This window comes from Melioribacteraceae bacterium, from assembly GCA_035362835.1.
Classification (GTDB): Bacteria; Bacteroidota; Ignavibacteria; order Ignavibacteriales; family Melioribacteraceae; genus DSXH01.
Map to the genome: position 1 here is coordinate 1,164,943 of DAOSDY010000001.1, position 26,432 is coordinate 1,191,374.

Here is a 26,432-nt window from a genome sequence, read left to right on the forward strand (position 1 = left end):
TTTATTCTTGGAAAAAGAAAATCCGGTTTAACAGACCGGATTTTTTTATTCTATTCTTTTTCTGAATCTGATTGCGCTTAGAAACAAAATTACCGCACCCATTAAAAACAGAATTAATGTTTCCATCCAGAGAGATGAGAATCCTATTCCTTTCAAAACTATTCCGCGAATTATCGTTATAAAATACCGCAAAGGTATTGCATAAGTAATATATTGAATAACCCCGGGCATGTTTTCGATTGGAAACGCAAATCCAGATAAGTAGATCATCGGCATCATTACAATAAAAATAGAAGCCATCATTGCCTGCTGCTGTGTTCTGGAAATTGTGGAGATAAACAATCCAAGACCGAGATTTGAGAGGACAAAAAGAAGCGCGCTGAACAGCAAGAACAATTTACTGCCCCGGATTTCAATTCCAAACCATTGCGTCATAACAACCATTACTGTAACAAGAACAACAAAACCGATAATAGTAAAGGGAAGAAGCTTGCCGATAATCAATTGTCCTGGTTTTATCGGAGTTACGATTAATTGCTCAAATGTTCCGATCTCACGCTCTTTTACAACAGCCATCGACATCAATGATATTGTAGTTATCATCAAAATAAGGGCAAGGATTCCCGGCAGCATGAAGTATCGGGTTTTCATTTCGGGGTTGTACCAGATACGCACCTCGGGGGTTAGAGAGCCGCTCAAATCAATTTTCATCCCGAGTTTGTCTCTTATATCAAAGAGGATTGTGTTTGAAAAGCTCGTTATTACTTTCTGGATATACCCCAGCGCAATAGATGATTTATTTCCGTCCGATCCTTCAAACAGGATTTGAAGCGGGGCCGTTTCTCGCCGTTCAATTCTTTTTTCAAAATCACCCGGAATTACTATAGCAACTAGTGTCTCCCCGTTATTTAGTAATCCCGTCACCTCTTCATAATTATCGGCATAATTATCGATCACAAAATAACCGGACTTTTCAAACTTCCTTACAAACTCCCTGCTTGTTAGAGAATTATCCATATCAAAAACAGTTGTGTGAATTACATTAACATCCATGTTGGCTGCATAGCCGAGAAAAATTAATTGAATCATCGGGGCAAGGAAGATAACGGCCAGCATTTTTTTATCCCGCTTAACCTGCAAAAGCTCTTTAATAATAAACTGAAATATTATTTTCATACCATCACTTGTTTTTAGACTTTTTATCAACCAGCGCCGCAAGCACCATAAAGATAATCCCGAAAATTCCCAGATAGATTAATTGATCCCAGAATGCCGAGATTCCCGCTCCTCTTAAAAGAATTGCACGCAGAATCACTAGAAAAAACTTTGCGGGCGTTATATTTGTTAATACCTGAACTGCTTCCGGCATACTCTCAATAGGGAAAATAAATCCGGAGAGTATCATCGAAGGGAGAAGCGATGCTACGGCAGCCGCCTGGAATGCGACCTGTTGAGAGTCTGCTATGGCAGAAATAAATATTCCCATTCCGAGTGAAGCAAATAAAAAAATCAGCGTCCCGGCAAGAAGCAGAAGTATGTTCCCCTTTATTATAATTCCAAAAAGGATGTAACCCGCAAGCAAAACTATAGCCGCGTTGATTAGCGAAATAAAAATGTACGGAATTGTTTTGCCGATAATAAACTCAATTGAGGATAGGGTAGAAACATTTATCTGTTCAATTGTACCTCTCTCTTTTTCCCTCACTATTGAAAGCGATATTGAAACAGCTGCGGTTAGTATCAGAATCATTCCCATCAGGCCGGGGATCAAAAAGATAGTCGATTTAAGTTCTGGATTAAACCAGAAACGGGGCTTGGGGTCAATTGGGACAACCGCCTGTCTGCCGGCAAGAGCGAGGTATTCCTGAATCAGTTTAGCCGAATAATTATATGTGGCGGCATTAAAATAATTTTGAATTACATTAGCGGTGTTTCCATCTACGCCGTCGACGAGTATCTGAATTTTTACTTCCTGCCTCGAGAACAGCTTTCCGGAAAGATCGCCCGGCAACACAACTACGGCCTGAACAATTTTCTGGTCAAGAAATTCTTTGATCTGGCGGTCGGCCTCAATATTTGCAACCAGATCAAAATACTCCGAGCTTATCAGGCCGTTAACAAAATCTCTGGAGATCTCCGATCTCTCTCTGTCATAAACTGCTATTTTAATATGTCTAACATCGAAGTTGATAGCAAAACCGAAGATTGCAAGTAAAAGAACCGGCACGAAAAAAATAATAAAAAGCATTCGCCTGTCGCGGCTAAGTTGTATCAACTCCTTTTTCGCAATAGCATAAATCCTGTTAAACATTTTTCTGCGCATCCTTTTCGATCAAATGAATAAAGACATCTTCCAGCGTGGGCGAAATCCTTTCAATTCTTTTTACCTTTATTCCGTTCTTATTCTGCAACAGGTCGGTTATTTTGCTTTCATCCAGAGTGTTTTCGTTTAAAATAAGGTGAATGTAATTTCCGAAAACGGAGGTTTCGCCAACTCCCTTTTCCTTCTCAAGAATTTCGAGGCTGTCGATTATCCTATCGCTCTCAATCTCAATTATGGGGTTGTGTATATAGTTTGTCTTAAGTGTTTTGGAATTTCCCCGGGCAATCAGCTTCCCGGCATTAATAAGAATTATATCATTGCAGAATTCTGCTTCTTCGAGGTAATGTGTTGTAACCAGAACCGTGGTGCCGCTGCCGGAGAGATCGTTAATAAGATCCCAAAAGTTTCTTCTCGAGATAGGATCGACCCCGCTTGTCGGTTCATCAAGAAAAACTATTCTTGGTTCGTGAATAACCGCGGTTCCAAGGGCGAGCCGCTGTTTTATTCCTCCCGGCAGCGACCCGGTTAAGACGTTTTCCATGTTCTCCAGATTCGCAACTTTAAGGACCCACTTTTTTCTTTCCTCGTATTTCTTTCCAAATAAACCGTAAACTCCGGCAAAGAAGCGAATGTTCTCTGAAACTGTAAGGTCGTTATAAAGTGAAAATTTTTGCGACATATATCCGATATTTTTTTTGACCTGATCTGGATTTTTCTTAACGCTGTAACCTCCGACAATTGCATCGCCCGAAGTAGGGTTCAGTATTCCGATCAGCATTCTTATGGTTGTCGATTTTCCGGCGCCGTTCGCTCCGAGGAAACCGAATATCTCCCCCTCTTTAACATTAAAGGTGATGCCGTCCACCGCCGTGAAATTTCCGAAAACTTTTGTAAGATTATTTACATCGATTGCATTCATTTTGGAATAGGTCTTCCTATAGACTTCTCAAGACTAACTTTTGCGATTTGATAATCAACTTCGGAGGTTTTAAGATTGGTTTCGGCTTGAAGTTTAAGAGTCTCCGCATCAATCAGTTCGGTGCTGGTAGCAAGCTGGACATTATATTTTTCAACAGTAACCCTGTAATTTTCCTTTGCCTGGGTAAGCATCAGCCGGCTAAGATTTAGTTTTTCACTGCTTTTTAAGAATGTCAAATAGTTTGAATAAACTTCTGCCTGAATACTCTCTTTAATCTGTTCGAGTGTTATTTCAAGCTGTATTTTTGTTTCCTCGGCCTGCAATACCTGAGATGAAGTAAATCCCCAATTCCATACATCCCAGTTCAGGCTGACACTTAGATCCCAGTTTGAATCAAACTTGTTTCTTGCCGGCTGAAATCTTGGATTCGGATTGCTGTAGTAATAATTCCCGTTAAGATAAACCGAGGGAAGCCAGTATGATTTTGCTGCGCTGATTCCTTTTTCGCTTGCTTCAATTCTTTTTGAAAGTGACTTCAATTCATTTCGGCTGGCAAAGGCTTCGGCGGAAATCTCCGCAAGTTCAAAGTCTGATTCCTCTAATATTTTTTCATCAACCGTAACGCTGGTATTCGCCGTTAATTCAAGTCCTACGGCTTTATTGAACATAATGCGTGCAAGATTAAAATTGTTTTCGGCTTCGAGAAGCATCAGTTTCGTATTAGAACGCTGCACCTCAAGTTTAAGAAGATCGTTTGTTGATACAAGACCGTTATCGTAAAAAACTTTTGTGTCGCGCAGGTGTTTCTCCATCTGATCAAGATTTTGTTTTATAGCTTTCTTTATTTCGCCGGTTTTATAAAAATTCCAGAAAGCGGTAAAAACATTAAAAGCTTTTTCAATTTCGTCCTTTGAGTAGTCGTATTCCGAAGCACGAAGATTCAGGTCGGCAGAATTCTTCAAAGATGATAACCTGAATCCGGTAAAGATCGGTTGACTGAATCCAAACCGTACCGAGTAAATATTAATTATCGGATCAGAGATTCGTATAGGCAGCGGTGCAAAAGGCATGCTAACCTCAAACGGGGGAATGTTATCGCTTAATCGCGTATAGTTTCCGGTAAGTTTGAATTGCGGAAGAAATTGACTTCTAATTTCTGTTATTTTTGAATCGGTGTAATTAAGTTTTGACCGGGATATTTTCAGTTCCTTGCTGTTTGTCATCCCGATACGCAAGCTTTCCTCAAGGTTTAACGACCTTTCCTGTGCGTTAAGAGTTACCGCAATAAAGATTATCAGTATCAGTTTTTTCATCTGGCTTCCTTTTTAATTTTTCAGATCAGCCGCTCATTCTTGAGATAAATACATTTTCCAGAGACGGGGAAACAACTCTCCTGTCAACATCAATAATGGAGTGTTCGGCAAAAATTTTTTTTATGATTTCATAATCGGAGGTTGGATTTTTTACCACAACATTCAGCCGGTCGCCAAACATTTGAACTTCGAATCCGGAATTCGCTTTAATAAGATTATATGCGGTTCGCGCCGGTGTACAAACAATCTCCAGAATCTGCATATCCATCGAATCTTTAATTCCTGCGGGTGTATCAAAGCTGATAATTTCGCCTTTATTCATCATAGCAATCGTATTACATCTTTCAGCTTCGTCTAGGTAGGGCGTAGACATAAAGATGGTAATTCTCTCTTTTAATAGATTGGATAAGATTTTCCAGAAATCTCTCCTGGAAACGGGATCAACTCCCGTGGTTGGTTCATCCAGAAAAATAATTTTCGGTCTGTGAATAAGAGTGCAGGCCAGAGCAAGTTTCTGCTTCATACCGCCAGATAATTTATCCGCAAGTCTGTCTCTGAACGGAGTAAGACGGGTAAATTCCAGGAGTTCATTCCTTCTATCAGCAAAATTTCTAACTCCGTGAATATCCGCGAAGAATTCTATATTTTCATCAACTGTCAGGTCTCCATAGAGAGAAAATTTTTGAGATAGATAACCGATTTCGTTTTTTATACTTTTTTTTGAGGATTTAAGGTCACGGCCAAGAACCTCAACAAATCCGCTGTCGGGATTAAGAAGTCCTACAAGGATTCTAATAGTAGTTGTTTTACCCGAGCCGTCCGGTCCTACAAGCCCGAACATTTCTCCTTCTTTTATATAATAGCTTACATTCTTAACCGCAGAAATATTTCCAAAGCTTTTACTCAACGAATCTATTTTTATTGCCGCTTCCATATTAAATCCGGTTTACAGAATTATCCTGGCATCGGCAGGCATACCTGGTTTTAATTCGAAATCTTTATTAGAAATTTCTATTTTCACGGCGAAGACGAGTTTTGTACGTTCGTCTTTCGTCTGAATATTCTTGGGTGTGAACTCCGCCTCTGATGAAATAAAGGTGACTCTCCCCTCATATACTTTATCCGGGTAGGTGTCTATGGTAACTTCAGATTTTTGACCGGGCTTAATTTTTCCAAGTTCGGTTTCGGATACATAAATAGTGAGATGAACTTTGAATAGATCAGATATTTTTACGAGGGAGGACATTGGAGTTACAGTTTCCCCTCTCTCAACAAATTTTTTGATAACGGTTCCGCTGACGGGTGAAACGACATAACAATCCCTTATATTTTTCTTTAACAGTTCGGCTGAAGCTTTTGCTTTTTGCAGGCCAGCCTCCGCCTGTTCGATCTCTTCGGGACGGAATATTTTTTTTATCTTTTCGTAATTTTCACTGGCAGCTGCCTGCTGGGCTTCCGCGATTTGAAAACGTGTGCTAATCTCATCGAATTGTTTTTTAGTAATAGTACCGGACTCCCAAAGTTTTGTATATCTGACATAATCGTCTTTAGCGAGATTAAAGGAGGCCTGACTTTGTTTCATATTTTCTTCTGCGAATTTAACGTCTTCTTTACGCGCACCCTTAAGCATCAGGCTTAACTGTGCTTCTGCTATCTTAACAGAAGCTTCGGCCTGTTTTAACTGATATCCGGTAGCTTCGTTGTCTATAACCAATATTGTGTCTCCGGGCGCAATAAGACTTCCTTCATCAACCAGCATGCTTATGATCTCTCCGGGGCTCTTTGAACTTATAGTTACATTAGTAGATTCAATAGTGCCGGTGGCTTCTATATAACTGTCGCTTTCATTATTTCCGCAAGCAGATAGAAAAATTCCGGTTGCAAGCAGCAAGAAAGCATTACGCTTTTTCATTTCAAGTCCTTTTCTTTTTTTGCTAAAAGTTTTTTTCCTTTATCGGTTACTATCCCCCCGATTACAATTCTGAATGCGGTTACTGCGGCTTCTTTAATTGAAAAATTGTTGTCGAGTATAAATTCCGGGTTTACAACCGATCTCATTGCCGCAACAAAAGCAGTCATCACAATTTCAGTCGGGTAATTAAGAAACAGTCCTTCCCGTTTTCCCTGGTCAATTACTCTTGTTAAATTTCCAAACATCATCTCGGTTCTGAACTTATCTATTTCGCTCCAGCGGGCGGGGAAATGACGCCTGATATCCTCTATCATTTTCGAGCTCACTTTCTGGGATGCTGTTACGAGCACTCCCATTAGGCCTTCAAGTTTTTCTACCGCATTCTTATCACTATTCAGCACGGGAAGAATCATAGATTTCATATGGCTCATAAAATATTTCATTATCTCATGAACTAGCTCGTCCTTGGATTGAAAATGCTTATAGATGGTTTTTTTGCTCATGCGCAATTCGGCAGAAATTTCTTCCATTGTAACCTTATGAAACCCCTCTTTAAAAAATTTTTCGGCGCCGAACTCAATTATTATTTCCTTCATAGCTGTTTCCTTTAGGACACTAAATTAGTTTTTGTAGTTTCCAACATAAGCAAAGGAAACCGGAATGTCAAGTATCGGTTTCCACGGTTTCCTCGGGTGTTTATATTGGACTGAAAATCAGTTGTTTGACTTCGCGGCTAATAAGCGAATTATCATCCCCTCGCCCCGGTGGCCCGTTCCTTCTTTCAGAAATACTATTTCCCGGGAGAGCTTAATAAAATCCAGATCGATAAAATAATTTACAACTTCTTCGAGTGAATAGAGTTGTTCCTCGCACTTGGGCCCTCCAGATGAATACCCAAGCTGTTCCTTAGCAAAACATTCGAAAATTATTATTCCGCCAGGAGCTAATGAGTTCATTAATTTTTCGAACAGTTCATAACGCTGTTCCTCTTCGGGATGAACAAAGAATAGACCCACGGCATCATAATAATTCAACACGGGAGTAAATTCCGAGAAATCGAGTACCCGGTAGTTGATGTTTACAGAATACTCCCCGGCAAGTTTTTCTGCTTTGCGCTTTCCTTCATCCGAAAAATCGATTGCATCAACAAACCAGCCAAGGGTAGCGGCATATACCGCGTTGCGCCCTTCTCCTTCGCCGACAAATAATATTCTGCCCGGTTTAAAGCCGGGGAGTTCGGATTTCAAAAATTGATTCGGTTCTTTTCCGTACTTATACTCCTCTGTAGAGTATTTTTGATTCCAAGCTTCTTTCAATTTACTGCCTATTTTTTATTAATTAAAAATAAGAGAACGCGAATTGTCATGAAAACAAATTGATGATAAATTTAACATTGGTTATTTTACTTACAATTAATTTGGGAAAGCAATGATCAATACAGATAAAATAATAATTGTCGGTGACCGTGTTTTAATAAAACCCGAAGAAAACCTGAATAAAACAAACAGCGGACTTTATCTTCCCCCGGGAGTTTATGAAAAAGAAAAAGTTCAGGGCGGTTATGTAATTAAAGCCGGTCCCGGTTACCCGATTGGCATGCCTGCCGAAGACGAGGAGCCGTGGAAAGAGAAGCGTTCTACTAAGTATATACCCCTTCAGGCAAAAGAAGGTGATTTTGCTCTTTTTCTGAGAAAAGACGCAATTGAAGTCGAAATTGAAAAACAGAAGTTCGTTATAGTTAATCATTCTGCAATTCTTATTATATATAGAGATGAAGAATTATTATCATAGGTAGTTTAACAACCAATAATTTTACCATTTGTTTTTTAAGAACACAGTTTTTGACTTAAACTATTTTTTGAAATTAATACCAGAGTTCTTCGATTAGAACAACACTTCCAAGCCAAGAATCATTGACTTAGAAACAGGGATGTTTTTTTAAGACAAACATACTTGACTTATAATTGTTTTCTTTTATTTTTGCTGTTGATTTTGGAATAAAACAATGATAAACCGGCTTCCGCCCGAACCAAAACTGAAATTAGATTCAGAAATTTACTCGCTTCTCAATTCCGCCGAACAATCACTTAGTAAATTTGAGGGTGTGTTCGGACACCTCGGTGAAAAGCACCAGATTACAAATCTTTTGATGTTGAATGAAGCGGTTCAAAGTTGCCGAATCGGGGGCTATCAATATACGCTGGAAGAATTTTTTATTAATAAATGCGTTGATCATCCTTCGGGCCTATCTGAAATTAAGAATTACCTGTCAGCTTGTAATCTGGGAATACGCCTTTTAAAGGACGTTGCAAGTACCGACCACATACTAAAGTCTATTTATAAAGAGTTGTCTAACAATCAACAAGATGATCTCTATTTATATAGAACGACAAAGCTGTCGCCTGTAAGCGGAGATTTCACTGAAGCGGAATCGCCGTCCGACCAGATTCCGGAATTGATGAGATCCCTCGAAAAATATATTTCCTCCGATGTGTCTTATCCGTTGTTGATTAACGTAGGGCTTGTTCATGGTTATTTTGAAACGATAAAACCTTTTTCCGTCAACAACACTCCTTCCGGTAGAATTTTAATTGATCTTCACCTGTTTTGGAAAAGAAAATTTAAAAGTTTTCCTCTTCAGATTTCTAAAATCATAAATGATCATAAAAAAAAGTATTATTCAAGCATTGGGGGCATCGTCCAGAATGGTGAGTGGATTGATTGGTTAAAACTATTCCTAAACATAATTATTGAATCCTCTCTTCTGTCGCTAAGCCTGGCAAGAAACATCGGGGAGGTGGAAACGACCGGGATGAGAAAGATTATCGAGAGTGATGTTGTATCATCACCGGTTATTAAACTCTATAATTATATATTTATTCAGCCGGTTATTTCGATTCCTCAGATTACATCCGTTTTGAATCTTACAAAACAAACGGCCAATATTGCGGTTTCGAGAATGCTGGAACTCCAAATCCTGGAAGAGATAACGGGCAAGCAGAGATACAGAATATTCTCAAATAAAGCGCTCTTTAATCTATTAAATAATTAAATCGTTCAACTTGAATCGGGAGGAGTATTAATGAAACTAATCAATGAATTTAAGTCGTTCGCAATGAGGGGGAACGTTGTTGATATGGCTGTCGGTATTATTATTGGTGCCGCATTCGGAAAAATTGTTTCGTCGTTTGTGAATGACGTAATAATGCCTCCGATCGGACTTCTTGTGGGCGGCATCGATTTCAGTGAACTCGCATTAACACTTAAAGCGGCTACAGATACCGCTCCTGCTGTAATTCTGAAATACGGGGTTTTTATAAATACGATTATTGATTTTATAATCATCGCCTGGGCTATATTCATGGTTATAAAAGCAATGAACTCACTTAAGAAAAAAGAGGAGGAGAAACCGGCATCACCTCCCGCTCCGAGCGAGGATGTGGTTCTGCTTACAGAAATAAGAGACCTTTTAAAAAAGAAATAATTCGTCGGGACACAAAGGATCTGCGCGGCAGATCCTTTGTCTTTATGTTAAAAAAATTCCGTTGCGTTCCTGAATATATAAATTTAGTTTTGCCAAACTAAAATAACCGGGATGAACAACTTGGAATCTTTATCTGCTAATGTTCCGCTTTTAAGCCTTCTTCCTTTTATTCTCATGCTTTTATCCATTGCTCTTTTTCCTCTTTTCTGGAATCACTTCTGGGAAAAAAATTCTAACAAGCTTTTGATAGCAATACTGCTAAGCATTCCAATTATAATTTACCTTGCCAGTATAAATCTGGGCGACAGATTAGTTGAAACAATGGTTTTCGATTATGTCCCTTTTATCATTCTTCTTGGTTCTTTGTATACAATTACCGGTGGAATATTCCTCTCCGGCGATATTGAAGCCAAACCATCTATCAATACACTTTTTCTCAGTATTGGTGCTGTGTTTGCATCAATAATGGGAACAACCGGGGCGGCAATGCTTCTTATACGGCCGGTTATTCAAACCAACAAACAGAGAAGGTTCAAAGTACATACGATTCTGTTCTTTATTGGAATAATTGCAAATTGCGGCGGCCTGCTTACACCCCTAGGAGATCCTCCGTTGTTTATGATGTATTTGCGCGGCGCACCGTTTGAATGGTTCTTCTCGCTTTTTCCGGAATGGTTTGTTACAAATTTTATTTTGTTGATACTTTATTTTGTGGTTGATACTTATTACTACAAAAAAGAAAGGCCCGAGGATAGGGCAATAGACAAGACCTACGTCCGGCCAATTAGGATCGAAGGTAAAACAAATTTCTATTGGTTAATTGGTGTGGTTCTGTCTGTTGCTTTTTTGAACGAGCAATATCTGGAATTCATAAAAAGCAATCACTATTATAAGTTCATACGCGAGGGTGTAATTCTCTCTATGGCAATACTTTCGATTTTGTTCACCCCAAAACTAACGCGCGTGTCGAACAACTTTACGTGGGAGCCGATTAAAGAAGTTGCTTTTTTGTTCCTGGGTATATTCATTACAATGGTCCCCTGCCTTTTATATCTAGAATCGAATGCCGGAGAGCTCGGCGTCGCATCGGTTCAGCAGTTCTATTATTTCACGGGATTATTGAGTTCCTTCCTGGATAATACGCCCACGGCGGTTACTTTCCACTCATTGGCTCTCGGATTGGGGGTTCAGTCTTCAACGCTGATTGCCGGAATTCCAGAAGAGTTGTTAAAAGCTATTTCGGTAGGGGCTGTTTATTTCGGAAGCATGACCTATATAGGTAATGGTCCAAACTTTATGGTTAAGGCGGTTGCTGAAGAAAACAATATTAAAATGCCCGGATTTTTTGAATATGTTTACAAATTTTCTCTGATAATTCTTCTTCCCGTATTCATATTAATTCAGTTGCTGTTTTTAGCATAGATTGATCTAAAATTATTCTATATCCAAATTAATTTTTGCGGGTTTATAACTTTTTATTAATAACGGCATAACAAGAGCGGTAAGAAACGTTATTATTGCTAAAGAATAAAAAAAGATTCCAACTTCTTTATCAAAATTCAATAATCCGGTTTCTCCAAGCAGGTAGGTCCAGTCGTGATAAACTTTCTTACCTCCCAGAAGAGGAAGTCTTTGAGCCCTCGCATCGGAAGCATATATTGAAATGTTTATGAGGTTTTGTCCCAGCCAAACCAGGCTGATTTGAGCGGGGATCTTTTTTTTATTAATAAAATAGAACACAACAAACATACCCGGGATCAATATTTGTGCTAACGTTCCTCCAATGGCATGAATATACTTTCCAAAAATTTTAAATATTCCGTGACCGCCTTCGTGAATAAGAAGATTAACATAATCAACTATAATTACTCTGGCGTCGTTTCTTATTAAATAATAAATCAGCGGGATTAACAATGCTGATGCGATCCATGGTTTTATTTTAGTTAATCCGTTCAATATTCCTTTAGCCCGATTAATCAGTTCTCCTCGAACATTTTCTTCAATTCCGATTGATTCTTTGTAATACCCAAACAGATGGTCATTTTAATTCTTGCTTTCTGTCCGTTCAAATAATCTGAAAAAATTACTCCTTCCTGCCTTAGCCATTTGCCGGCCCCGGGATATCCATAACTATCCAGTGTTTCTCCAGCTGGACACCTCGAAACCAATACAACAGGAATTTTTTTATCAACCGCATATTTTATTCCGTCGAAAGCCGACGGCGGTACATTGCCAACTCCCATTGCCTCTACTACAATTCCTTCTGCGCCGCTATCAGCAGAGTATTTAAAGAACTTATCGTCCATCCCCGCATAGGCCTTTATAAGATCAACGTTCGGATTGATCTTTAGAGGTTTAAAAGTTTCGAGCTTTCTCGGCATCCTATTATAAAACACTCTCCCTCTTTCAACAAATCCGAGAGATCCGAAATCAAGACTCCTGAAAGTTTCAACATCCTCGGTGTGTGTTTTTGTTACTTCGCTTGCTGCGTTTACTTCACCATTCAGACAGACAAGAACGCCCATTGCTCTGCTGTTTTCACAATTACAAATATGAATTGCGTCAATAAGATTTTTGGGTCCGTCCCATTCCGGCTCAGAGCTCGTTTTCATTGCGCCAATAACAACAATTGGTTTGTCGGTTTTAACGGTTAAATCCAGAAAGTAGGCCGTTTCTTCGAGGGTATCGGTGCCGTGAGTAATAATAACTCCGTCTACGCTCTCCTTTTCAATAAACTGATTTATCCTCAAAGATAATTCAAACATTAGTTCCGGCGTCATATGGGGACCCGGGTAATTACCAAACTCATATACCGAAATGCTTGCCAGTTGTCCTGCTTCCGGTATCATCTCGATCAGTTCGCCGCCGCTGTAAAATGGAATCGCGGAGCCGGTATTCTCATCAATCTTCATTGAAAAGGTTCCGCCCGTAAAAACAACCAGTATGTTTTTCATTCAAGCCTCTCTTTCACTGATACAAAATTAGACTTGTACAAACTTATTCGAAAGGATAAAGATTATTTATATAAATTTTATTTGCAGATTTCTATTTCAAAGTCTATTTTGAAGCAGAATCGATGTCCGGAAAGCATGTTGATAATTTGTTAACAACGGCTCCTTGTGAAACGTTTCACAGATTTTTTGGACCAGCGTTTTCTGTTGGGAAATTAGACCTGTTTGTTTGCATAAACCTCTTTATTCTTTTAAATGATTTTATTGTAACGGTTTATAAGTGTGTTTTAATGTTAATAATTTGTTGAAAGCTGGTCGGCCGGCAATAAATTTTGATATAATAATTACCTTGCTATCACATTATTAATTACTTCTTATTGTGGATAAAATGATAATTTCTTCGGATTCTCTACAAACCGAACGTGACGCCAAAGACATCTGGAAAGAGTGCCTTGGTATTATTAAAGAAAACGTTCCAAACATAACATATAATACCTGGTTCTTGCCTATTAAGCCATTTGAAGTTGAGGGCAGCACATTAAAAATCTATGTTCCAAGCAACTTTTTTATCGAGTGGATCGAAGAACATTATAATACTCTTATAAACAAAACCATTTCACAGGTTTTAGGACAAAGCGGTAAGCTCGCATACATTATTTTAGAAGAAAAAGATATAAGCCCGGATAAAACAGAAAATCATGCTAAAACGGTTACGCAACAAAACAATACAATAGTAAAACCAAAAGAATTTGAATCGTTTCTTAATCCCCGGTATGTATTTGAAAATTTTATTAAAGGCGAAGGAAACCAGCTTGCACGCGCCGCCGCATATGCTGTTTCAGAGAACCCGGGTCAAACATCCTTCAATCCGCTTTTCATATATGGCGGTGTTGGTTTAGGTAAAACCCATCTGATCCAGGCCATCGGAAATAAAATCCTGGACCGGTATCCGGAAAAACGCGTTATATACTTATCGTCCGATGTCTTCACGGTTGAATTTGTTGAGGCGATACAGAATAATACTGTTAATGATTTTTCAAGTTTTTATAAGAGTATGGATGCGTTGATTATAGACGACATTCAATTCCTGGTTGGAAAGGAAAAAACCCAGGATCTGTTCTTCCATATTTTTAATACACTGCATCAAACCGGTAAACAGATAATTTTATCGAGCGACAAAGCGCCGAAGGATCTTAAGGGTCTTAACGACCGGTTAATTTCCAGGTTTCTGTGGGGGCTTCAGGCGGATGTTCAGCCTCCCGACTTCGAAACGCGCGTTGCAATTCTAATGAACAAAAGCGAGACATTCGGCATTAAATTATCAAACGATATTCTCGAATATATTGCCTCAAATATAACATCCAATATTAGAGAACTTGAAGGCTGCTTAATTAAACTACTTGCCAATTCATCTCTTAATTCTAAAGAGATAGACTTCGAGCTCGTAAGAAAAACTGTGCGCGAGGTTTCAACAAATAAACAGGTTAATATTTCAATAGATTATATAACCAAGATTGTTTGTGAGTTTTTTAATGTTGAAGAAAACAAAGTACGGGAAAAAAACCGGAGGAAAGAAGTTGTTCTCGCAAGGCAGGTTGCTATGTATTTAGCCAAACAACTGACTAAGTCATCCCTTAAAACGATCGGTCTCCATTTTGGTGGTAGGGATCATTCAACAGTTATTCATGCGCAGTCTTCTATAGAACAATTAATAAAAGACGACCCTAATTTTGACGATATTGTTTCTTCTCTTAAAAATAAGATTGAATTGAGTGTGTAATAATAGATGTTAATAACTTATTGAAACCCTGTTGATATTATAGGTACATCTTAAAGTGTGGGAATTACTTCGAGATATAAACAAACTGTTAATAAATAGTTGTTGGTAATTTGTCTCGTTTTTAAACTCAATTAAAAGGATTTTACGTTTATCAACTTATCCACATTATTATTATTATATGTTCTATTTAAATATATACTCTCATTTAAAAATAAGGGTGTTGATAAGTTTTCCACCGGTCATTCTAAAATTGAATATCTATCCTATTTTTGATATTTTTTGACTCAACTTGGAGAATTATTATGGAATTCAAAGTAAACAGCAAAGAGTTAGAAAAACTACTCGGTAAAATAATTCCAGCAGTTCCTACAAGAACTCCGATGCCTATACTCGAGAATTTTTTATTTGAAGTAAAAGACGGGCTGCTGACCATTTATGCTACTGATTTAGAGATCTCTCTCAAATCCTCTTTGAATATCGTTACTGAAGACAATGTTAGGCTTGTTGTACCCGCCCGACTTTTAAACGACATTGTCCGGTCTCTTAAAGACACCACAATTCATTTCAAGTTGACATCCAATAAAAAAATTAATCTCATTACCGATACGGGAAAATATGTTATAAGCTACCTCGACCCGGATGAGTTTCCGGATATACCCGCAGTAACTGAAGATAAAAATGTAAAAGAAATTAATGAAGTTGTTATAAACGGTGTTGAACTCAGGCAGGCGTTTGAAAAAAGCTCTTTTGCGATGAGCAAGGAGGAGATGAGGCCCGCAATGATGGGGACTCTATTCGAATTTACAGACGAAGGATTGAGATTTGTTACAACAGACGGGCACCGGCTTGTAAACCTTTTTAAGAAAAATATTAAGGCAAGTTTCGGTCAGCAGTATGTCGTTCCGGAAAGAGCTGTTTCTGTTCTTCTTAAAGTTCTTGATGAGAAGGATGTTAAGGTTTATATGACAAAATCCTATATTTCCTTTAAGCTGAACGACATTGAATTAATTACCAGATTAATTGCACAGAAGTACCCGGATTATAACAGCGTTATTCCGCTTGAGAACGAATTCCTCTTAAAGGTTAATACCAACGATATACACGATTCGATTAGGAGAATGATGTTGTTTTCAACTTCCAGCACGCGGCGCGTGAAGTTTTCCATCTCTAAAAACGCACTCGAAATCTCTGCGGAAGACCTTGATATTGGAGCTTCGGGAGAGGAAAAAGTTGTTTGCGAATATTCGGGAGACGATCTTGAGATAGGATTTAATTCTACGTATGTAAACGACGTGCTCAACCATATGAGCGATAATGAGGAAATAATTTTTAAACTACACTCGCCCACAAAGGCGGTTATTATAGAACCGGTTCAGAAAAAAGACAACCAGGAACTTATGATGCTCTTGATGCCGGTTCGCTTAAATACTTAAGATGGTTCTTAAACAGATTGATTTGCAAAATTTCAGACTTCATAGAAGCACTTCAATTGATTTTTCCGATAACCTTAATCTCATCATCGGCGGTAACGGTCAGGGTAAAACATCTATTTTAGAGGCAATCTACTACTTGTGTACCACAAAAAATCTTAACCTTGCTTCAGAGGGCGACGTTGTTTTGTTTGGCGAGAATTATTTTAATGCCGAAGGAAAATTTCTGGACCTTACGGAAAATAAAACCAGGATTTTTTACGACTCCGTAAAAAACAAAAAAAATTTTTTTATTGACGATAAGCAGATTTTTAATTCAGCCGATATTATCGGCCGGTTTCCAATCGTTATGCTTATTCAACCAGACCATGCTATAACACTTGGAGCGCCATCCGATAGAAGGCGTTTTGTTGATTCTGTTATGTCCCAGGCCAGCCACGCTTACCTGGAAATACTTCTCGATTACAACAAAACATTAAGACAACGCTCTTCTCTTCTTTCGCAGCTGAAAGAAACACGCAGCAGGGAATTATTTGAACAACTCGATGCATGGACGGAATCCCTGGTTAAGAACGGAGCCGAACTGTTGGTTCAGAGAATTAAGTTTATAGATGAATTTAAAATTTTTGTGAAAGCGGCTTATAACCGAATTATTGAAACGGATGAAATTCCGGATATTGTTTATGATTCTATATCGGAGCTTACCCCGGAAAATGCGGCGGAAAGATTTACACAGGAACTTAACGCCTTAAGAGAAGATGAATTGAGAAGAGGGATTAATCTTATTGGCCCTCACAGGGACGATTTTATTTTTTATATAAACGGAAACGAGCTAAAACGTTTCGGGTCTCAAGGACAACATAAGACTTTTCAAATAGCTCTTCGATTTGCACAGTTCTTTTTTATTAAGGAAAAGCTCGGCAAGACCCCGATCTTTTTAATGGACGATGTATTCGGGGAACTGGATGCATACAGGGCAAGGAAAATAAGCCGGTACCTGGCGGAAGTTGGACAGGCTTTTATTACTATGACGGATCTTACAAAAGTCGAAGAGCTGGATGTTCTAACCGGCTCCCAAAAGATTAAAGTTGACCATGGCACAGCATCATACTTTTAGCGGATTTAAAAGCATCACAGACATTATCGGTAAAGAAAAGGATTTCGAGAAGCTTCGAGACACAATAAAAAATTATGACGTTGTTGATGAATTTGCTAAAATTTTTCCGGAGTTGTCCCAAATAGCCCGGGCCGTTAAAACAGAAAAACAGACTCTTTTTTTAAAAGTTGATAACTCTGTCTGGAAAAGCGAATTGAATTTTCAAAAGTCGTTATTGATAGAAAAGATAAATAAATATTTTAATGAACAGATAATTAAATCAATAAAATTTTTATAACAGCAAAACAACCGGAACAAAATGGCTAAAGAGAAAGAAAAAATTAAAAACAACGGCTCGCAGGATTATACAGCAAAAAGCATTAATGTTTTAAAAGGCCTTGAAGCAGTCCGCAAAAGACCCGCTATGTATATTGGAGATGTCGGCTCGAGAGGCCTTCATCATCTTATCAACGAAGTGGTAGATAATTCGATAGATGAAGCGCTCGCCGGTTATAACGACCGCGTTATAGTAACTATCCATAAGGACCAGTCCGTAACGGTTGAGGATAAAGGAAGAGGAATTCCTGTGGATATTCATCCGGAGGAGAAAAAATCGGCACTCGAAGTTGTAATGACTGTTCTACACGCCGGAGGTAAGTTCGATAAAAATTCCTATAAAGTCTCCGGCGGTCTGCATGGTGTTGGAGTCTCCGTTGTTAACGCTTTGTCGGAGTGGATGAAGGTCGAAGTACGTAGAGACGGAAAAATCCATTTTCAGGAATATCATCAGGGAGCTCCAAAAGCAAACGTAAAACAGATCGGCACATATAAAAGCGAGAATAACGGAACAAAAATAACTTTTAAACCTGACAAGGAAATTTTTAAAACCGTTAAATTCAACTTCGACACCGTAGCCGAGAGAATGCGTGAACTCGCATACCTTAATAAAGAAGTTACAATGATACTAAGGGACGAGGCCGAAGACCTGGAAGAAACCTATAAGTTTAAGGGTGGACTGATTGATTTTGTAAAGTATCTTGATGAACAGAGAAGCCCTCTTCATAAACCGGTTTACATAGAAGGCGAAAGGGATAACACCCCCGTTGAAATCGCTTTTGAATACAGCGAATCGTATTCCGAAAACATACATACCTACGTTAACAACATTAACACAATAGAAGGTGGAACACACCTTGTTGGATTCAGAACAGCGCTTACAAGAACGTTTAATAATTTTGCTTACAAAAACGGCCTGATAAAAGAGAATACTAAAATTACTCTTACCGGAGACGACTTTAAGGAAGGCCTGACCGCCGTGATATCTGTTAAAGTAATGGAGCCCCAGTTTGAAGGGCAGACAAAAACAAAACTTGGAAATGGGGAAGTTAAATCTATTGTCGAAACTATTGTTGGCGAGAAACTTGCCGAATTTCTGGAGGAAAACGGCTCTGTTGCCAAGAAGATAATAGATAAATGTATGCGCGCGGCAGAAGCACGCGAAGCCGCTCGTAAAGCACGCGAGCTTGTACGTAGAAAAAACGCTCTCGACTCCATGCATTTGCCCGGCAAACTTGCCGACTGCTCCATTAACGATCCCGAGCATTGTGAGATTTATATTGTTGAGGGAGATTCTGCGGGCGGGTCTGCAAAACAGGGCCGCGATAGAAGGTTTCAGGCAATACTGCCGATTAAAGGAAAAATATTGAATGTTGAAAAAGCCAAAATTAACAAGGTTCTTGAGAACCAGGAAATCCAGGCAATGATCTCTGCGATCGGCGCGGGTATCGGAGAGGATTTCGATCCCTCAAAATCCCGTTACGGTAAAATTATTCTTATGACAGACGCCGATGTTGACGGCAGCCATATCCGCACTCTTCTTCTTACATTTTTTTACCGTCATATGAAAGAATTGATTGCCGAAGGCAAGGTTTATATTGCACAACCGCCCCTCTATAAAATTAAAAAAGGCAAAGAAGAGCATTACGCATTCGATGACGACGAGCGCGATAAAATATTAAAAAGAATAAAGAGCGACACAAAAGGCAAAAAGGCCGAAGAGGAAGAAGAAATTGTTGAAGCCGAAGAAGTATCCGGGTCAACTACCGCCTCCAAGGGAATTGTTATATCCCGATATAAAGGTCTTGGCGAAATGAATCCCGAACAACTCTGGTCTACCACAATGAATCCTGAAACAAGAACAGTTCTTCAGGTTAATCTTGAAAGCGCCGCGGCCGCAGATAAAATTTTTGAAACTCTGATGGGCGATGCGGTAGAACCGAGAAGGGCGTTTATTGAAAAACATGCTAAGTATGCGAACCTCGATATTTAATTGATGGAGAACAAATCAACATATCAACAACCTGTTGCCGATCATATGCGGTCGGATTTCTCCGCTCTCAACAAAGATCTTACGGTTGAAGAAGCGTTGAAAAAAATCCGGTCTGAGGGTGTTGGTGAAAGAATAATTTATTTTTACGTGATAGACGAGAACAGACGGCTTGTTGGCGTTTTGCCTACTCGCAGGATTTTGACCACTCAGCCCGATTCGAAACTTCATGATATTATGGTTAAAAACACGGCATCAATTCCCGTTAGCGCAACCGTATACGACGCGTGCGAGTTCTTTGTGATGTATAAGTTTCTTGCATTTCCGGTTGTTGATGAAGAGGGAAAGATTGTAGGAATTGTTGATGTTAATATGTTCACCGACGAGCTTCTCGATTTCTCCGAAAGGCAGAAAGTAAGCGACGTATTCGAGTCGATCGGTTTTCTTATTTCCGAAGTGAAAAACGCTACGCCGCTTAAAGCATGGCAGATAAGGTTTCCGTGGCTTCTGGCAACAATTACAAGCGGTACAATCTGCGCCATTCTTGCGGGATTTTTTGAAGCAACGCTCGCAGAAAGTCTTGTTATTGCATTTTTCCTTACACTCGTTCTTGGGCTTGGCGAAAGCATGAGCATACAATCTATGACTCTGACAATTCAGACGCTTCACACGGCTCAGCCCTCGCTTAAATGGTATTTAAAAAGTTTTTTGAAAGAAGCGCAGACGGCCTTGTTGATAGGCGGAAGCAGCGGAGTGCTTGTAGCGGCAATCTCGTTTCTTTGGAAAGGCGAAATTATTACATCGGTGGTTATCGGTACCAGCATTCTTCTTGTACAGTTTATTGCAGCTATTCTGGGGCTTAGTGTACCGGCCATTCTTCATAGTACGCGTCTAGATCTTAAGGTTGCCGCCGGTCCGATTACGCTTGCTCTTACAGATATTTTTACAATCCTGTTTTATATGGGGATGGCAACGGTTTTAATTTAGAATTTTATTATAACAACGAAATAAATCGTTAATTAAAAAGCTTTTCAATCAGTATTAAATAATTTTCATAAAACATAATAGCTATTACACAACATGACGACAATATTCGAAAAAGTAGTACCGGTATCTCTTGAAGAAGAAATGAAATCATCTTACATCGATTACGCAATGAGCGTGATTGTTGCGCGCGCCCTGCCCGATGTAAGAGACGGTCTTAAACCCGTTCACCGGCGCGTTCTGTTTGGTATGCATGAACTCGGAGTTGCATACAATAAAGCGTATAAAAAATCAGCCCGTATTGTTGGCGAGGTCCTCGGTAAATATCACCCTCACGGCGACAGCGCGGTTTATGATTCAATGGTTCGCATGGTTCAGGATTTCTCGCTCCGCTACCCGCTTGTTGACGGTCAGGGCAACTTCGGATCTATAGACGGCGACAGCCCGGCGGCAATGCGTTATACCGAAGCCCGGCTTGCAAGAGTTGCCGATGAAATGCTTCGCGACCTCGATAAAAACACAGCGGAGTTCTCCGCCAACTTTGACGATACACTGCAGGAACCAACGGTTCTTCCTTCATATCTTCCCAACCTTCTTGTAAATGGCGCCAGCGGCATTGCGGTTGGTATGGCAACAAACATTCCCCCGCATAATCTAAATGAGGTTGTTGACGGAATGGTTGCTCTTATAGAGAATCCAAAGCTGAAGCCGGAAGATCTTATGAAACATGTTAAAGCTCCAGATTTTCCGACGGGCGGAATTATTTACGGGTATGAAGGTGTTAAAGAAGCCTTTTTAACCGGCCGCGGAAGAATTATACTTCGCGCAAAAGCGAACATTGAAGTAATGAAAAACGACAGGGAGAACATTGTTATTACAGAAATCCCTTATCAGGTTAATAAAGCCTCATTAATTGAAAAGATTGCCGAACTTGTCCGTGATCAGAAAATCGACGGGATTTCAAATATTAGAGATGAATCGGACCGCGACGGACTTCGGGTTGTAATTGAGATGAAGCGAGACGGCCAGCCTGCCGTTACGCTCAACCAGCTCTTCAAACACACACAGATGCAGGTTACGTTCGGCGTTATTATGCTTGCTCTTGTTAACGGCGTTCCAAAGGTTCTCACGCTAAAAGAATGTATGGAGCATTTTATTGCTCACCGGTTCGATGTCCTTAAACGCAGAACTAAATTCGATCTTGATGCAGCCGAAAGACGCGCTCATATTCTTGAAGGATATATAATAGCTCTCGATAATATTGATGCCGTTATCGAGACAATTAAGAAGTCGAGAGATGTTGAAACCGCTAAAAATAATTTGATGAAGAAATTTAAACTTTCCGAGATCCAGGCCAAGTCGATTCTCGATATGCGCTTGCAGCGGTTGACCGGTCTCGAAAGAAAGAAGATCGAGGACGAATACAAAGAAACAATTAAACTGATTGAGAGACTCAAAAGTATACTTGCGAGCGAAAAAAAACAAAGACAGATTCTCATTGAAGAACTAATGATTCTAAAAGAAAAATTCGGCGATGAAAGAAGAACCGAAATAGTCCGCGATTATAAAGAGTTCTCCCTTGAGGATATTATTGCCGAAGAAGATGTTGTGGTAACTATATCCCACCAGGGATTTATCAAACGCTTCCCTGTAAGCGGATACCGCAGGCAGGCCCGCGGAGGTAAAGGGGTAACGGGAGCCGGCACCAAGGAAGAGGATTTTATTGAACACATGTTCGTTGCATCTACTCATCACTACATCATGTTCTTTACCGACAAAGGCAAGTGTTACTGGCTTAAAGTTCATGAAATTCCGGAAGGGGGAAGGGCTACCAAGGGAAGATCCATTCTTAATTTAATCGAGAAAGAAAAAGAGGAAAAAATTAGCGCTTTTGTAACGGTTAAAGAATTTTCCGACGATAAATTTATTGTGATGGCTACTGAAAAAGGAACCGTCAAAAAAACAGTCCTCTCGGCATATTCAAACATCCGGCGCGGCGGAATTAACGCTATAAATCTTACTGCAGGCGACCGGCTGATAGAAGCAAAACTATCTGAAGGAATTAACGACATTATAATTGGAACAAGAAATGGAATGGCTATCCGCTTCAACGAGAAAGATGTTCGCGATATGGGAAGAACAGCAACCGGCGTCAGGGGAGTTAAACTCGGAAAGAATGATGTTGTAATCGGTATGATCGTTGTACGGAATGCTACAACGCTAATGGTCGTTACGGAAAAAGGATTCGGCAAACGTTCGGAGATCGAAGACTACAGACTTACCAAGCGCGGAGGAAAAGGAGTTATTACAATTAAAACTTCGGATAAAAACGGCAAACTGATTGCAATGAAAGAAGTTAATGATGGCGACGAGCTCGTTATTATTACAACTGGCGGAATGGTGATTCGCCAGTCGGTGGCCGACATTCGTGTTATGGGCCGTAATACGCAGGGCGTTCGTCTTATCCGTCTGAATGAAGATGATGATATTGCTGATATCGCAAGAGTTGCTCCCGAGGAAGGAAACGGGGAAGAATAATCTATTAATAAAATTGAGTTAGAAAATGTCACACAACAAAAATTTACAGTTCGATTCTAAATGCGTTCACAGCGGTATAGGGGATTACGAATTTGGCCCGGTTGTTCCGCCGATCTACCAGACCTCAACATTTAAATTTGAGTCTGCAGAACACGGCGCAGCCCTTTTTAAAGGAGAAGCCGACGGGTACATATATACCCGAATGAAGAACCCCACTATTGAAGCAATGGAAAACTCCGTTGCTGAACTGGAGGGCGGTTATAAAGCTCTCGGATGCGCAAGCGGTATGGCTGCTATTAGCACCGTCTTTCTTTCAACTCTTCAGGCAGGCGATCATGTTGTCTGCAGCAAGTCTGTATATGGCCCAACGATGACATTGTTAAGCACCGTACTGAATAAATTCAATATTGAATCTACCTTTGTCGATTCTGATATAGCCGAAGAAATAGAGCGCGCAATTAAACCGAACACAAAGCTGATCTACATAGAAACACCTGCAAACCCGATGATTTCAATTACTGATCTTGAAACAGCTTCCAAACTTGCCCGCAGGAACAATGCACTTCTGGTTGTTGACAATACATTTATGAGCCCAGCGCTTCAGCAGCCCCTGAACCTGGGCGCCGATGTTGTACTCCACAGCATGACGAAATTCCTGAATGGTCATGCCGACGTAGTTGCAGGGATAATTGTTACTAAAGACGAAAAGATGTATTTGAACATGAGAAAAGTGTTAAACCAGCTTGGCGGCGTCATAGATCCGTTTAATTCATTTCTGGTTCACCGCGGTTTGAAAACGCTTTCTGTTAGAATGCATCGACACTGCGAAAACGCCCAGTTGATAGCAGAGTATCTGGAAAATCATCCGAAAGTAAAATGGGTTAGATACCCCGGCTTAAAAAGTCATCCTAATTATCAGGTCGGATTAAAGCAGCATAGAGGCCACGGAGGAATGATCTCCTTCGAGTTAAAAGGCGGTTTTAAAGCAGGAGAAACCGTGATGAACAGCGTTAAGCTTTCTCAGCTCGCGGTATCTCTTGGAGGCGTAGAAACTCTTATTCAGCATCCGGCGAGCATGACGCACCTTACAATGGGAGCAGAAGCAAGAAAGGCCGCCGGTATTACAGAAGGCCTTGTTCGGCTTTCGGTTGGCATTGAAGCGGCACAGGATATTATCGAAGATCTTGAGCAGGCGCTAAAAAAAATTGAAGAAAAGTCGACTGCAAAAGTCTAAGAAATAATTTTAGCCGCAAGACGGGTTATATTTTAACATTAATTATCATTACCCGCGCGAGTTTTTATTCCTGAAGGAATTTATTCGCTTTATTATTTTCGGCGGGCGGTAAATCCTCTCAGTTCCTTTGACGTCTAATTTTCAAACAAATCGGGGGCTTTATGCAGAAATCCTTTAAAACATTCCTTCTTATCCTTTCGATTACTTCTTTCCTGTTCAGTTCAATTACAGCACAGACCAAACTATATATACCGGGAAATATTCAAAAAGCTTATGGCAAAGGAACCCGTTCTTTCGACGGAAAACCCGGCCCGAATTACTGGATCAACCGATCGGACTATACAATAAAAGCAGAATTGATCCCTTCTTCAAGAACCGTTAATGGTCATGCCTGGATTACTTTTTACAACAACAGTCCCGACTCTCTCAATACATTTGCTTTCCGACTTTATCAGGATATGATGAAAAAGGGAAGCCCGCGCGACTTTTCAGTAAATCCACTTGATGTAACAGACGGGATAAAGATCGATACATTGATAATTAACAACAACGGAATTGACTTTAATTCAAAATCATACAGAGTTGTGCGAACCGGAACAAATCTTATCATCGCCAATTATCCGACCAAAGTACCGCCGAAAGGTTTTGCAAAAATCGAGGTGAGGTGGAGCGTTGTAATTCCAAAAGAAACTCGCATTAGAATGGGCGCTTATGACGAAAATACTTTCTTTGTTGCTTACTGGTATCCGCAGGTGGTAGTATATGATGATGTAGACGGCTGGGATCGGCAGGAGTATACGGGCAACACGGAGTTCTATAACGACTTCGGAAATTTTGACGTTGAGCTTACAGTGCCTGGCAATAATTTAGTGTGGGCGACAGGCGTCCTTCAAAATGCGGAAGATCTGTTACACCCGGAAGTTTTTAAGCGTTATCAGAAGGCACAGAATTCCGACGAGATCGTTGCGATTGTAACAAAAGAGGATTTAAGTAATAATTCTGTTACCAACGGTAAAGAAAAAAACATTTGGCACTTTAAAGCTGAAAAGGTTCCTGATTTTTCTTTCGGCACGAGCGACAAATATGTGTGGGACGGATCCGCGGTTGAAGTCGATTATACTACCGGCAGAAAAGTATTTGTTGATGCCTGCTATGAGCACGGCATAAAATATCAGGATGAGGTTGCTTTATTTGCCCGCCTTTCTATCGAATATCTTTCGAATGAATGGCCGGGCATTCCGTATCCTTATCCTAAGATGACAGTTTTTAACGGCGAGCAAACACGCGGCGGAGGAATGGAAACCCCGATGATGTGTAACAACGGCACTTATCCCAACAGAGCCGGACAGATCGGAGTTACTATTCATGAAATTTCACATACTTATATGCCGTTTTACATGGGCATAAACGAAAGGAAATATTCTTTTATGGACGAAGGCTGGGCCACATTCCTTACGTTCGATCTCGTTAAAAGAATGGAGCCGGATGGAGACGAGCTTCCGCAAACAGTCTCTATGCTTTCCATGCTTCTCGGAAATGAATATATGATTCCAGTTATGACTCCTTCTTATTCTAACAAGACACAGGGAACCGGACTTCTTTTCTATCAACAGCCCGCCCTCGCATATCTTATCCTTAGAGATTTTATGGGAGAGGAACTGTTCAAAAAAGCTCTTCACGATTACATGAACAACTGGAACGGAAAGCATCCCATTCCTTATGATTTCTTTTTTACGTTCGACCGGATTGCCGGGGAAGACCTCAGCTGGTTCTGGAAACCCTGGTTTTTTGAGACCGGATTTGCAGACCTCTCCGTTGATAGGGTTAATTTTGATAAAGAAAAAAATGCGACCGTAATTATTAAAAACCTGGGAAGCTATCCCGTACCGATCGATTTGAAAATAACATATAAAGACGGAGCAACCGAAACACTTCACAAACAGGCTAACGTTTGGAAAAGCGGGGATAGCGTCTATCGCTTTGATATTGGAAAAAGAAAAGAGTTTACGAAGATTGAATTAATCTCTCTACTCGGCCCGGATTCTAACAAGTCGAACAATCTGTATGAGCTTAAATAGATCCTAATAGTTTTTCTGTTATTAAGGAGCCGTACTAATATGTACGGCTCTCTTTTATCCCCGC

23 protein-coding genes are annotated in these 26,432 nt (G+C 40.0%); 13 read left to right on the top strand and 10 right to left on the bottom strand.

What is annotated here, in order from left to right:
• Nucleotides 1-45: 45 nt before the first annotated feature.
• The 8 genes from PLZ15_04905 to PLZ15_04940 form a co-directional block, all read right to left on the bottom strand.
• Entirely contained in the window at nt 46-1,176 is a 1,131-nt protein-coding gene (locus PLZ15_04905) for an ABC transporter permease (GenBank protein ID HOI29081.1), read from the bottom strand.
• A gap of 4 nt (nt 1,177-1,180) precedes the next feature.
• The gene (locus PLZ15_04910; GenBank protein ID HOI29082.1) at nt 1,181-2,311 is read right to left on the bottom strand and encodes an ABC transporter permease; all 1,131 of its coding nucleotides are present in this window, start codon (nt 2,309-2,311) and stop codon (nt 1,181-1,183) included.
• On the bottom strand, nt 2,304-3,242 hold the full coding sequence (locus PLZ15_04915) for an ABC transporter ATP-binding protein (GenBank protein HOI29083.1): 939 nt from the start codon (nt 3,240-3,242) through the stop codon (nt 2,304-2,306). The genes PLZ15_04910 and PLZ15_04915 overlap by 8 nt, the downstream gene beginning before the upstream one ends.
• The gene (locus tag PLZ15_04920; GenBank protein ID HOI29084.1) at nt 3,239-4,555 is read right to left on the bottom strand and encodes a TolC family protein; all 1,317 of its coding nucleotides are present in this window, start codon (nt 4,553-4,555) and stop codon (nt 3,239-3,241) included. The genes PLZ15_04915 and PLZ15_04920 overlap by 4 nt, the downstream gene beginning before the upstream one ends.
• Before the next feature lie 25 nt (nt 4,556-4,580).
• Nucleotides 4,581-5,489: an ABC transporter ATP-binding protein gene (locus PLZ15_04925; GenBank protein ID HOI29085.1), complete on the bottom strand. Its 909-nt coding sequence runs from the start codon at nt 5,487-5,489 to the stop codon at nt 4,581-4,583.
• A 12-nt stretch (nt 5,490-5,501) separates the two neighbouring features.
• Nucleotides 5,502-6,467, bottom strand: a complete 966-nt coding sequence (locus tag PLZ15_04930; GenBank protein HOI29086.1) for an efflux RND transporter periplasmic adaptor subunit — start codon at nt 6,465-6,467, stop codon at nt 5,502-5,504.
• Nucleotides 6,464-7,063, bottom strand: a complete 600-nt coding sequence (locus PLZ15_04935; protein ID HOI29087.1) for a TetR/AcrR family transcriptional regulator — start codon at nt 7,061-7,063, stop codon at nt 6,464-6,466. Before PLZ15_04935 ends, PLZ15_04930 begins: the two co-directional genes overlap by 4 nt.
• A 117-nt stretch (nt 7,064-7,180) precedes the next feature.
• Nucleotides 7,181-7,783, bottom strand: coding sequence for a methyltransferase domain-containing protein (locus PLZ15_04940; GenBank protein ID HOI29088.1), 603 nt, complete (start codon nt 7,781-7,783; stop codon nt 7,181-7,183).
• Between the two features lie 112 nt (nt 7,784-7,895).
• On the opposite strand from PLZ15_04940, the gene PLZ15_04945 reads away from it, so the two are divergent.
• From PLZ15_04945 to PLZ15_04960, 4 genes are all read left to right on the top strand, one after another.
• Nucleotides 7,896-8,258 carry a co-chaperone GroES family protein gene (locus tag PLZ15_04945; GenBank protein HOI29089.1) on the top strand — a complete coding sequence of 121 codons (363 nt, stop codon included), beginning with the start codon at nt 7,896-7,898 and terminating at the stop codon, nt 8,256-8,258.
• 214 nt (nt 8,259-8,472) lie between these two features.
• Complete coding sequence (locus PLZ15_04950; GenBank protein ID HOI29090.1) at nt 8,473-9,519, top strand: Fic/DOC family N-terminal domain-containing protein; 1,047 nt, start codon at nt 8,473-8,475, stop codon at nt 9,517-9,519.
• A 30-nt stretch (nt 9,520-9,549) separates the two neighbouring features.
• A complete protein-coding gene (mscL, locus tag PLZ15_04955; protein ID HOI29091.1) occupies nt 9,550-9,951 on the top strand; it encodes a large-conductance mechanosensitive channel protein MscL in 402 nt (133 codons plus the stop codon).
• Nucleotides 9,952-10,071: 120 nt separating this feature from the next.
• A complete protein-coding gene (locus PLZ15_04960) occupies nt 10,072-11,373 on the top strand; it encodes a sodium:proton antiporter (protein ID HOI29092.1) in 1,302 nt (433 codons plus the stop codon).
• Nucleotides 11,374-11,385: 12 nt separating this feature from the next.
• Here PLZ15_04960 and PLZ15_04965 read toward each other — a convergent pair whose 3' ends face one another.
• Both PLZ15_04965 and PLZ15_04970 read right to left on the bottom strand, forming a co-directional pair.
• Nucleotides 11,386-11,907 carry a hypothetical protein gene (locus PLZ15_04965; protein ID HOI29093.1) on the bottom strand — a complete coding sequence of 174 codons (522 nt, stop codon included), beginning with the start codon at nt 11,905-11,907 and terminating at the stop codon, nt 11,386-11,388.
• Nucleotides 11,908-11,927: 20 nt separating this feature from the next.
• Entirely contained in the window at nt 11,928-12,905 is a 978-nt protein-coding gene (locus PLZ15_04970; GenBank protein ID HOI29094.1) for an asparaginase, read from the bottom strand.
• A 385-nt stretch (nt 12,906-13,290) separates the two neighbouring features.
• Here PLZ15_04970 and dnaA point away from each other — a divergent pair, with 385 nt between their 5' ends.
• The 9 genes from dnaA (at nt 13,291) to PLZ15_05015 (ending at nt 26,368) form a co-directional block, all read left to right on the top strand.
• The gene (dnaA, locus tag PLZ15_04975; GenBank protein ID HOI29095.1) at nt 13,291-14,682 is read left to right on the top strand and encodes a chromosomal replication initiator protein DnaA; all 1,392 of its coding nucleotides are present in this window, start codon (nt 13,291-13,293) and stop codon (nt 14,680-14,682) included.
• Between the two features lie 302 nt (nt 14,683-14,984).
• Complete coding sequence (gene dnaN / locus PLZ15_04980) at nt 14,985-16,115, top strand: DNA polymerase III subunit beta (protein HOI29096.1); 1,131 nt, start codon at nt 14,985-14,987, stop codon at nt 16,113-16,115.
• Between the two features lies 1 nt (nt 16,116).
• Complete coding sequence (gene recF, locus PLZ15_04985) at nt 16,117-17,229, top strand: DNA replication and repair protein RecF (protein HOI29097.1); 1,113 nt, start codon at nt 16,117-16,119, stop codon at nt 17,227-17,229.
• Nucleotides 17,207-17,506: a DUF721 domain-containing protein gene (locus PLZ15_04990; protein ID HOI29098.1), complete on the top strand. Its 300-nt coding sequence runs from the start codon at nt 17,207-17,209 to the stop codon at nt 17,504-17,506. Before recF ends, PLZ15_04990 begins: the two co-directional genes overlap by 23 nt.
• A gap of 21 nt (nt 17,507-17,527) precedes the next feature.
• The gene (gyrB, locus tag PLZ15_04995) at nt 17,528-19,537 is read left to right on the top strand and encodes a DNA topoisomerase (ATP-hydrolyzing) subunit B (protein ID HOI29099.1); all 2,010 of its coding nucleotides are present in this window, start codon (nt 17,528-17,530) and stop codon (nt 19,535-19,537) included.
• A gap of 3 nt (nt 19,538-19,540) precedes the next feature.
• Nucleotides 19,541-20,521, top strand: a complete 981-nt coding sequence (locus PLZ15_05000; protein ID HOI29100.1) for a CBS domain-containing protein — start codon at nt 19,541-19,543, stop codon at nt 20,519-20,521.
• Nucleotides 20,522-20,614: 93 nt separating this feature from the next.
• Nucleotides 20,615-23,056 carry a DNA gyrase subunit A gene (gyrA, locus tag PLZ15_05005; GenBank protein HOI29101.1) on the top strand — a complete coding sequence of 814 codons (2,442 nt, stop codon included), beginning with the start codon at nt 20,615-20,617 and terminating at the stop codon, nt 23,054-23,056.
• Nucleotides 23,057-23,081: 25 nt separating this feature from the next.
• A complete protein-coding gene (locus PLZ15_05010; GenBank protein HOI29102.1) occupies nt 23,082-24,290 on the top strand; it encodes an aminotransferase class I/II-fold pyridoxal phosphate-dependent enzyme in 1,209 nt (402 codons plus the stop codon).
• 161 nt (nt 24,291-24,451) lie between these two features.
• Entirely contained in the window at nt 24,452-26,368 is a 1,917-nt protein-coding gene (locus PLZ15_05015) for a M1 family metallopeptidase (GenBank protein ID HOI29103.1), read from the top strand.
• Nucleotides 26,369-26,432: the final 64 nt, after the last annotated feature.

What these genes read in the sequence shown, in the direction of transcription:
- PLZ15_04905 (HOI29081.1), bottom strand. Translation starts at nt 1,176, where the DNA reads ATGAAAATAATATTTCAGTTTATTATTAAAGAGCTTTTGCAGGTTAAG.
- PLZ15_04910 (HOI29082.1), bottom strand. Translation starts at nt 2,311, where the DNA reads ATGTTTAACAGGATTTATGCTATTGCGAAAAAGGAGTTGATACAACTT.
- PLZ15_04915 (HOI29083.1), bottom strand. Translation starts at nt 3,242, where the DNA reads ATGAATGCAATCGATGTAAATAATCTTACAAAAGTTTTCGGAAATTTC.
- PLZ15_04920 (HOI29084.1), bottom strand. Translation starts at nt 4,555, where the DNA reads ATGAAAAAACTGATACTGATAATCTTTATTGCGGTAACTCTTAACGCA.
- PLZ15_04925 (HOI29085.1), bottom strand. Translation starts at nt 5,489, where the DNA reads ATGGAAGCGGCAATAAAAATAGATTCGTTGAGTAAAAGCTTTGGAAAT.
- PLZ15_04930 (HOI29086.1), bottom strand. Translation starts at nt 6,467, where the DNA reads ATGAAAAAGCGTAATGCTTTCTTGCTGCTTGCAACCGGAATTTTTCTA.
- PLZ15_04935 (HOI29087.1), bottom strand. Translation starts at nt 7,063, where the DNA reads ATGAAGGAAATAATAATTGAGTTCGGCGCCGAAAAATTTTTTAAAGAG.
- PLZ15_04945 (HOI29089.1), top strand. Translation starts at nt 7,896, where the DNA reads ATGATCAATACAGATAAAATAATAATTGTCGGTGACCGTGTTTTAATA.
- PLZ15_04950 (HOI29090.1), top strand. Translation starts at nt 8,473, where the DNA reads ATGATAAACCGGCTTCCGCCCGAACCAAAACTGAAATTAGATTCAGAA.
- mscL (HOI29091.1), top strand. Translation starts at nt 9,550, where the DNA reads ATGAAACTAATCAATGAATTTAAGTCGTTCGCAATGAGGGGGAACGTT.
- PLZ15_04970 (HOI29094.1), bottom strand. Translation starts at nt 12,905, where the DNA reads ATGAAAAACATACTGGTTGTTTTTACGGGCGGAACCTTTTCAATGAAG.
- dnaA (HOI29095.1), top strand. Translation starts at nt 13,291, where the DNA reads ATGATAATTTCTTCGGATTCTCTACAAACCGAACGTGACGCCAAAGAC.
- dnaN (HOI29096.1), top strand. Translation starts at nt 14,985, where the DNA reads ATGGAATTCAAAGTAAACAGCAAAGAGTTAGAAAAACTACTCGGTAAA.
- recF (HOI29097.1), top strand. Translation starts at nt 16,117, where the DNA reads ATGGTTCTTAAACAGATTGATTTGCAAAATTTCAGACTTCATAGAAGC.
- PLZ15_04990 (HOI29098.1), top strand. Translation starts at nt 17,207, where the DNA reads ATGGCACAGCATCATACTTTTAGCGGATTTAAAAGCATCACAGACATT.
- gyrB (HOI29099.1), top strand. Translation starts at nt 17,528, where the DNA reads ATGGCTAAAGAGAAAGAAAAAATTAAAAACAACGGCTCGCAGGATTAT.
- PLZ15_05000 (HOI29100.1), top strand. Translation starts at nt 19,541, where the DNA reads ATGGAGAACAAATCAACATATCAACAACCTGTTGCCGATCATATGCGG.
- gyrA (HOI29101.1), top strand. Translation starts at nt 20,615, where the DNA reads ATGACGACAATATTCGAAAAAGTAGTACCGGTATCTCTTGAAGAAGAA.
- PLZ15_05010 (HOI29102.1), top strand. Translation starts at nt 23,082, where the DNA reads ATGTCACACAACAAAAATTTACAGTTCGATTCTAAATGCGTTCACAGC.
- PLZ15_05015 (HOI29103.1), top strand. Translation starts at nt 24,452, where the DNA reads ATGCAGAAATCCTTTAAAACATTCCTTCTTATCCTTTCGATTACTTCT.